Source organism: Mesorhizobium sp. M7A.F.Ca.CA.002.05.1.1 (assembly GCF_003998335.1).
Classification (GTDB): domain Bacteria; phylum Pseudomonadota; class Alphaproteobacteria; order Rhizobiales; family Rhizobiaceae; genus Mesorhizobium.
This window is the reverse complement of sequence record NZ_RZQI01000237.1, coordinates 1-7,381: the sequence shown is the minus strand read 5'-3', so window position 1 is coordinate 7,381 and position 7,381 is coordinate 1. Positions and strand designations below refer to the sequence as shown.

Below are 7,381 nucleotides of genomic sequence, written 5' to 3'. Positions count from 1 at the left end.
GTTCGGCAGCGGCTTCGTCGAGGTCAATCCCAACTCCAAGATCCCGGCCCTGATGGACCGCAGCGGCAAGACGCCGGTGCGCATCTTCGAATCCGGTTCGATCCTGGTCTATCTCGCCGAAAAGTTCGGCGAATTCCTGCCGACCGAACAGCCGGCCCGCGCCGAGGTGCTGTCCTGGCTGTTCTGGCAGATGGGCTCGGCGCCGTATCTGGGCGGCGGCTTCGGTCACTTTTATGCCTATGCGCCGGAAAAGTTCGAATATGCCATCGACCGCTTCTCGATGGAGGTGAAACGCCAGATGGATGTGCTCGACCGCCGACTGGCCGAGACCGAATATCTCGGCGGCAAGGACTATTCCATCGCCGATATGGCGGTGTGGCCCTGGTATGGCGGGCTGGCGCTCGGCCGCATGTACAATGATTCCGCCGAGTTCCTGTCCGTGCAGGAATACACACATGTTCAACGCTGGGCCAAGGCGATCGACGCACGACCGACGGTCAAGCGCGGCCGCATGGTCAACCGCGCTTTCGGCGAGCCTGCCATGCAATTGCATGAGCGCCACGACGCCAGCGATTTCGAGACCAAGACGCAGGATAGACTGGCCGCCGAATAGGCCATAGCGGGTCGCGGCAAAGGAAACCCGCCACCGACGCGACGTCGGGGCGGGTTTTCCCCAAGGTTCAGTGCTGCGGGAACCCCCTTAGTGCAGCACTTCAACGATCTGGCGGGTCTCCGGATCGACGAGGACCGTCTGGTCATTGATCACGGCGACGCGATATTTGACGTCGGGCACCTCACGCAATTCGACAGTGTCCGGCACCGAGGAGCCGAGCTTGAGTTCGACCCCCAGAAGGTTCACCGAGGCAAGCGGTTCCCTCTTGATGTATTCGCGAACGACCGTCTCCTGCTCCGGCTGGACGACGACGACGCTCTCCGCCAGCGCCGCACCAATGCCGCCCATCAGGACGACTGCGGCCGCCGCGCTTGTAAGATAAAGTTTCATGACCGTCTCCTAGTGACAATTGAATTCCGCCCTCCATAAAAACTCCACCGCTGCCATGCGGTTCCATCGAACTTCAGAATTGAAGATGTTACGTTTTCGGCTCGGATATTAATTTGTTGCTGATCATACATGCGGCAGACAGCGCGGAAATGCTTGAAAACCTGCACAAATGTGTGCGGACATTAGAGGACGAAAAATTCCTGCTGTAGTCGGATTGGCGAAGCACCTGTCGTCGCCGCGTCAAATCAGCCTCGCGTCCCTCTATCTGGACGATGGGAGCACGAAAAAGGCTCGCCCCGCCGGGAGCAGAGCGAGCCATGGCAGTTCCGATGGAGGTGGCAACCTCACCGGTACCGCTAGAGAACGCGAAGCATCATCACTTGTTCCACCTGACGGCCTGAGCTCCATGCGAAGCTGGTCGCGCATGCGCCATGTTCCCACGATAACGCTGCGCCGAAATCTCCGGCAGGGATATGCTCGGACGCTGTCTCGGTGACCAAACACCGTGGTCGCGCTGGTGGCGAGGTTCCCCGAATTGCCCGGGCGCACACGCGCGAGTGATCCTGGCTACCCGGTCTTAAAGCCGGACACCGTCGCGACGCAATGGCGGGAAGGCGTCTACCGGATCCTCGCTCGGCGCGATATCGTGCGAGCCCCTGAAGATCAGCCTCACGATGAGCACGAAGTAGCCGACCTGCAGGACAAGCAGCGTCGCTATCGTCCAGGCAAATGCCTCCCAGAAAGAGCCGGTAACCATATAGGTCCAGACCGCGACGATGATGGCCGTGGCTGACATTCCTACGAGAAACTGTCCAAAATACATGGTTTCCCAAAACCGTCGAAACCGCGGCGGTTCCGATCAGTCCCTGCCTCATTCCCATTTCCCGCGGACAACATTTCATTATTTTAGCAACTTCGCAAGTAAGCGGCCCATCGCCACTGCGCTCTCCATTGCGCGGCGACTTGGCAAGCGTGGCGATCCGGGGACGGCGGCGGGTGCTGGCGGGGGCTGCCAGCTGTCGGCAATCCAGAAGCACGCCTGCACTTCAAGCACGGGAACAAACGCCGTCACCCCGAGTTCGCCTCCAGTTTTCAAGGAAAGGAGCCCAGCATGGCACCGCGCAACAAACCAGACGCCGATATCGAAGATGACGCACCGCAGGCGGACGGGCCGACCATCGAGCAGCAGGATTGGGATGCAATCAAGGGCGGCGAGATCCTGCCAGAGTCCGTGCCGGAAAACGGCGACATGCGTTACGGCATCGAAAAAGACGGCGATCTGCCCGACGAGGACGACGATAACGCGTACCAGGACAGCGACGACGCCCTTCCCGATGATGAGGAAGAAGCCGCGATCACGCGCGATCAGAACCGCGAGGGCCCATTCGACGAGACGTGAGCCATTCGTCGCCCGAGACATGACTGCCTGTTGTTGAACTTGCCAAAGCCACATTTTCCATGCCCGTTTCGCGGGAAAATGTGCTTGGCTGGCTAAGTTTTCCCCCCAGGCTTTATATCAGATTTACCTAAAATAGCGGAACATCCAAGGGACATTATCGGAACTGAACAAGGCCCCTTGGACTTTTGCGCACAACAGATAAGACCTTGGTCCTACAGGAAAAAGCAAAAGCCCGACCTGACCGATTGAAGCTCCGCCAAGGGAACATCGGGCCGCGCTTGTCGTTTGTCGCGAAGGTTCGGCACCCCTGGTGTGCCATATCCGGAGAACGGCGCGATGCCCCACCGATCCATCATCGTCAAGACAGGCCATGGTCCAGGCACGGCGATCGCCGTGCTCATGGTTGGATTGATGGCGGTGGGCATCGTCTTCGTTGTTCTCGGCAGTTCGCTCTACTTCAGCGAGCAGCCTGCGGATCAACGTGCCCTGCCTTCGCCGCCCGCTCGATCGACACACGATAGCAAAGCGGCAAACTGAACGAGCCCGAACCAATTGCCGGGCGATGGCGAGATTGCGGCCGCGCGGGTCCTCCAGGCTTCGTCCAGTGGAGCGGACGGCTTCGGGCGATGTATTGTCCACCGGAGGCTTTTGGCGCCGCTTGCATTAATATTAGACGTATAGAATATAAGGATGGCCGGCGACCGCCAGAAGTCGGCTGGCCCGGCGTGCCTCCCTTTGCACCTGGCTGCCGGGCCATTTCTCGCCAACGGATGGCATGCGTCGGTGCACCGTCATCTTGACGTCTTCGCTTCTGTCTGGTGCGGATTCACCTTCCCGCCGCCTCGCCATGTGGAGCTCCAGCCTCGGCAAACGGCATTCTGCTCGGCAACCGCCGGAAAAATGCGGACGCCGAGCCGATCGCGCTGGTCAAGCCGCTAAGACGTGCTGGCTAGCTGCTAAAACCGAAGGATGACCGAGGGCCCGCGTCTGCGATAGCACCGGACGCGACGGCGACCATGCCGCCAATAACTACGGCAGACCCGTCTCCATCGCCGCCCGTGCCGGCGCCGGCGCCAGCCCCGATCCCAGTCCCGATCCCGGTCCCGATCCCAGTCCCGATCCCAGCGTCGATGGTCGACCGGCTGCACCTCCGCATGTGTACCGTCGTCGAAGGCCTCTGTTTGTGACGCCTCTATTTCATCGAGAATGCCGTTTCCGGCGCCTGGAACACCGGCCACTGCTTCGATCGGGCGAATTGCCCCTGCAAGGGCTGCTGCCCCGGCAATGCCAAACATTGCTGTCAAGAAGGATCGCCGATCCATAGTAAACCTCCCAACGTTGCATAAGCTGAACGAAGCGCTCGCTTGCCGAATGAGCAGGCCCGCGCGTGGTGAAGATAGAGGATTCGCCAGCCGCCGAAGCGGCTTGCGAATCCTATCAGCGCAGGAAGGGACGTTGCTGCGCCGATCGACGACATGTCAGCCAAGGACTATTCCCATCACCAGAAAGGTGACGGCCGTCGCGAAAATCGGTGCGAGCAACCAGCGCGCTTGGCCAACACTTTTGTCCATCTGTTTCTCCGAATCCGGGAGACAAACAGTCGTGAACAGAGAGCCGTTCCCGTCGGTAAGACCAATGCGCTCGCGGACCGGACTTAAGTCGCACTTCTCATCCGACCGAAGCCCCAGCGGAGGAACATTTTCATTTGGCTCAAGTTCAGTTGCTCGTCAGCGTTGGACGATCTTGTCATGCTGACTCGCAAGGAGAAACAGTATGAAAATGCACCTAACGGGCGCCGCTGCGGCGCTATTGATGTTGGCCGGAGTCGGCGCCGTTGCCGCTCAGGACGTCGTCATTCAGCCTGAACAGGACACGGTCATCCGCGAGTATGTGAAGAAGCAGCCCCTCGCTTCGGTCAAGGTTCCCGGTGTGGAACTGAATATTGGTAGCGCGTTGCCGGAAACGGTCGAGCTTCATGAGATCCCCGATGTCCAATACCGCTACGTGGTCGTCGACAACCGCACAGTCCTGGTGGATCCGGGCACCCGCAAGATCGTCAAGGTCTACGACTGAATTTCGAACGGTCCCAAACCCGCCGCCAGCCATGGCGGCGGGTCGCACATGTCAGGTTCCAAACAGGACGAGTGAAGATGACAAGCAAAGCTGTGAGATCCCCTGCTTTGGGCGTTCGCCTGGCCGATCTCCAAGCCAGAATGCGCAATGCGCGGGTGACGGATGCCGAAATGAAAACCTTTCAAAAGGTCGCGGCCATCATGGAAGATCGTCATGGCCGGATCGATGCCGACGACCTGATTGCGGCGTCGTTCCTCGCCGATCCGGTGCAGGAGCGACGGACGCCTTGAGGGGCATGCCGACAACCAGCAGACTTTTTGATTCCCCGTACCGGGAAAGCGCGCCGAAAGTCTCAGCCGAATCCGCACTTTTGCTCCGGCCTATTCCGCTTTCGCGGAAGTTTCGAGCGACCTGCGATGTGCAATGTTGCTAATGCGGCGGTACGAGCCGCCCTGGTTGACGCGGGCGCCCGAGCCATCCCAACAATGCGCCCCCCCGTCCGCGTCGACCACGGCAGCCGCCTGGCGCTGCCTTCCCTCGCGAAGTCCTCAACCCGGCCTGCCTGATAATGCCGCCTGCGGCGACGGTCGGGCTTCAGCCGCCGACAAGCGCCTTTGTGGTCACCAGATTGACACCGGCCTCCGCGAATTCGCCATTGTGCCTGGTGATGACCTGTTCGGCACTCTCGCTGGCATTGTCCAGCGTGCTGTGCGCATCGGACACCACGGTCACGCCGAGCCCTCTGGCGACCGCGCCCTTGACCGTCGCGGCCACGCAAAAATCGGTCTGTGCGCCCAAGAGCACGACAGCACCCGCACCTTGCCCGGCCACCCAATCGCCGAAGGCGGGATTGCTGAATGCATCGCGCACCGATTTGGCAAAGGTCGGCTCGTCCGCCGCCTGGCCGAGCGCGGGCCAAACCGGCCAGCCCGGCTCATCCGGTGCCAACGGGTCGCCATCGGGTCCGTCATGCCTGATAAAAGCGACCTTGCGCCCGCCGCGCCGCGCCCAATCGATCACCGCCTTGGTGCGCTCGACAATATCTCGCGCATCATGGATCGGCGGCTCGTGCACACCGTCGAACATGCCGGTCTGGAGATCGATGACAATGAGCGGCGCGTTGTCCGGGAGGCTGGGAGCTGACATGGTTTTTCATAGCACGGCGGACAATGCGATCAAGGTTCCGTTCACTCCGGCGCGCCGGCAAACAGCACGACGCTGTCGCCGCCGGCGGCCGGCCAATCCCTGATGGTGCGGTCGTTGCCGCCGGTCACCACCGTGCCATCGGCGGTGAAGGCCACCGCGTAGATCGGGCCGGTCCGGCTATCGAACATCGCGATCTGGTTGCCGGTGTCCATGTCCCACAGCCGCGCCGTGCCGTCGAGCGAGCCGGAGACCAGGCGCTGGCCGTCGGCCGACAGCGCCAATGAGTAGACGGTGCCTTCGTGGCCTTCAAAGCGGCGCGCTTCGCGGCCGCTGTCTAGATCCCAGAGCTTGATCGTGTAATCGCCACTGCCGGTGACCAGATGATGCCCGTCGGCGGTGAACGCGGCGCCATATGTGCCTCGCTCATGCCCGTGCCAACTTCGTAATTGCTTGCCGCTTTCGATGTCCCAAAGTTTCAGTGTGCCGTCTATGCTGCCGCTGAGGGCTTGCCTGCCATCGGGCGAGACGGCGACGGCGCTGACCGACCAGCCGTTCCCGCTCATGGCGTGCAGCACAGCGCCCTTCTTGAGATCCCAGACGATGACATTGCCCGTGTCGTGCCCGCTGATGGCATGTTTGCCGTCCGGGCTGATCGCCAGCTTTCTGACGCCGCCATTGCCGCCCGAGGAGAAGACATGCAGCACCGCGCCGTCGGAAAGTTTGCGCTGCACGATCTCGCCGTCGTCGCCGGCCGTCAGCGCGCTGACGCCGTCGGGCATGAACAGCGCCGTGCGGGCCATATCCTTGTGCACGCCGAGAGTGCGGATCAGCTGCTTGGCGGCGATGTCCCACAGCTTGATCGTGTGATCGGTGCTGGCGCTCATGATCGAGTGCCCGTCGGGCGCCACCGCCAGCCAGACGACCGAGTCGCGGTGGCCCTCGGGCTGCGTCGGTAGCGGCGGCGGAGCCGGCGGCAATGGCGCCACGATGGGCGGCGGAATGACCGCGACCTCCGGCGGCGCCGGAGGCGCGGGCGCGGTCGGCGGCACTAGCGTTGGCGGGGTCGGTTGCACCAGCGCCGGCGGCGTCAGTGGGACCGGTGCCGCAGGCGGATCGGCGGCCTCCGGCGGCGAAGCAGCTTCTGCTGGTGCAGGCGGTGGGGCTGCCGGCTCTGAGGCCGGCGGCGCGCTGGCGACATCCTGCCCCTTGGGTTCGTTGGCCTTCGGCTCGCCAGGATTGGGTTCGTCGGCCTTCGGTTCGACGGGCTCGCTGGCTATGTCGCCGCCTTCATGCCAAGGGCCGAACCGGTCGGCGGCCAGTGCGGCGACCACGACCAATGGCAGGACGAGAAAGACTCTGCGCAGGCCGGGCGTGCCAACGTCCTGCATCTCCGCCGCGCGACCAAACAGCGGCGCGCCCGCTGCTTGGCCCGACCGGTCCGGCAAGAGGCCGGCCCAAAACAGCCCTGCACCAAGCAGGCAGGCGAACGCCGCCACCAGGAACCCCGCCAGCCGTAACGAGGCTGGATCCATCGGCGGGCCTGAAAAGCCGCGCCAGAGGAAAGCCTCGCCGATTGCCGGCCAATAGATCCGCGCCAGGCAGCCTACGGCGACAACGACCAGGGCAAGCGCGAGCAATCTGTCGGCACCCTTGTTCATTGAAATCCCTCGGGCGTTGTTGCGGCCCTCACCATGTGACGGTTGCCCCGCATGTCGACGTCGAGACTATCAGCCGCAAGCTCGTGTCGCCAAGAGCCCGTG

General features: G+C 62.5%; 9 protein-coding genes. 5 read left to right on the top strand and 4 right to left on the bottom strand.

Annotation, left to right across the window (positions count from 1 at the left end; genetic code table 11):
* Positions 1–613 (top strand): glutathione-dependent disulfide-bond oxidoreductase (yghU, locus tag EN939_RS14335; RefSeq protein WP_127268528.1); only part of this gene is annotated, 613 nt, incomplete at its 5' end.
* Between the two features lie 87 nt (positions 614–700).
* On the opposite strand, the gene EN939_RS14330 is transcribed toward yghU, so the two are convergent.
* The gene (locus tag EN939_RS14330; protein WP_027035237.1) at positions 701–1,003 is read right to left on the bottom strand and encodes a DUF1236 domain-containing protein; all 303 of its coding nucleotides are present in this window, start codon (positions 1,001–1,003) and stop codon (positions 701–703) included.
* A gap of 577 nt (positions 1,004–1,580) precedes the next feature.
* A complete protein-coding gene (locus EN939_RS14325; protein WP_236382731.1) occupies positions 1,581–1,799 on the bottom strand; it encodes an exopolysaccharide production repressor protein in 219 nt (72 codons plus the stop codon).
* A 315-nt stretch (positions 1,800–2,114) separates the two neighbouring features.
* Between EN939_RS14325 and EN939_RS14320 the strand changes: the two genes are divergently transcribed.
* The 4 genes from EN939_RS14320 (at position 2,115) to EN939_RS14305 (ending at position 4,765) form a co-directional block, all read left to right on the top strand.
* Positions 2,115–2,402, top strand: coding sequence for a hypothetical protein (locus EN939_RS14320; protein ID WP_127268526.1), 288 nt, complete (start codon positions 2,115–2,117; stop codon positions 2,400–2,402).
* A gap of 336 nt (positions 2,403–2,738) precedes the next feature.
* A complete protein-coding gene (locus EN939_RS14315) occupies positions 2,739–2,939 on the top strand; it encodes a hypothetical protein (RefSeq protein ID WP_127268525.1) in 201 nt (66 codons plus the stop codon).
* A gap of 1,236 nt (positions 2,940–4,175) precedes the next feature.
* A complete protein-coding gene (locus EN939_RS14310; protein ID WP_127268524.1) occupies positions 4,176–4,475 on the top strand; it encodes a DUF1236 domain-containing protein in 300 nt (99 codons plus the stop codon).
* A 77-nt stretch (positions 4,476–4,552) separates the two neighbouring features.
* Positions 4,553–4,765 (top strand): hypothetical protein, encoded by a 213-nt coding sequence (locus EN939_RS14305; protein WP_127268529.1) that lies wholly within the window; start codon positions 4,553–4,555, stop codon positions 4,763–4,765.
* Positions 4,766–5,069: 304 nt separating this feature from the next.
* Here EN939_RS14305 and EN939_RS14300 read toward each other — a convergent pair whose 3' ends face one another.
* Positions 5,070–5,621 carry an isochorismatase family protein gene (locus EN939_RS14300; RefSeq protein ID WP_127268523.1) on the bottom strand — a complete coding sequence of 184 codons (552 nt, stop codon included), beginning with the start codon at positions 5,619–5,621 and terminating at the stop codon, positions 5,070–5,072.
* Between the two features lie 41 nt (positions 5,622–5,662).
* Positions 5,663–7,279: a WD40 repeat domain-containing protein gene (locus EN939_RS14295; protein WP_127268522.1), complete on the bottom strand. Its 1,617-nt coding sequence runs from the start codon at positions 7,277–7,279 to the stop codon at positions 5,663–5,665.
* Between the last annotated feature and the right edge of the window lie 102 nt (positions 7,280–7,381).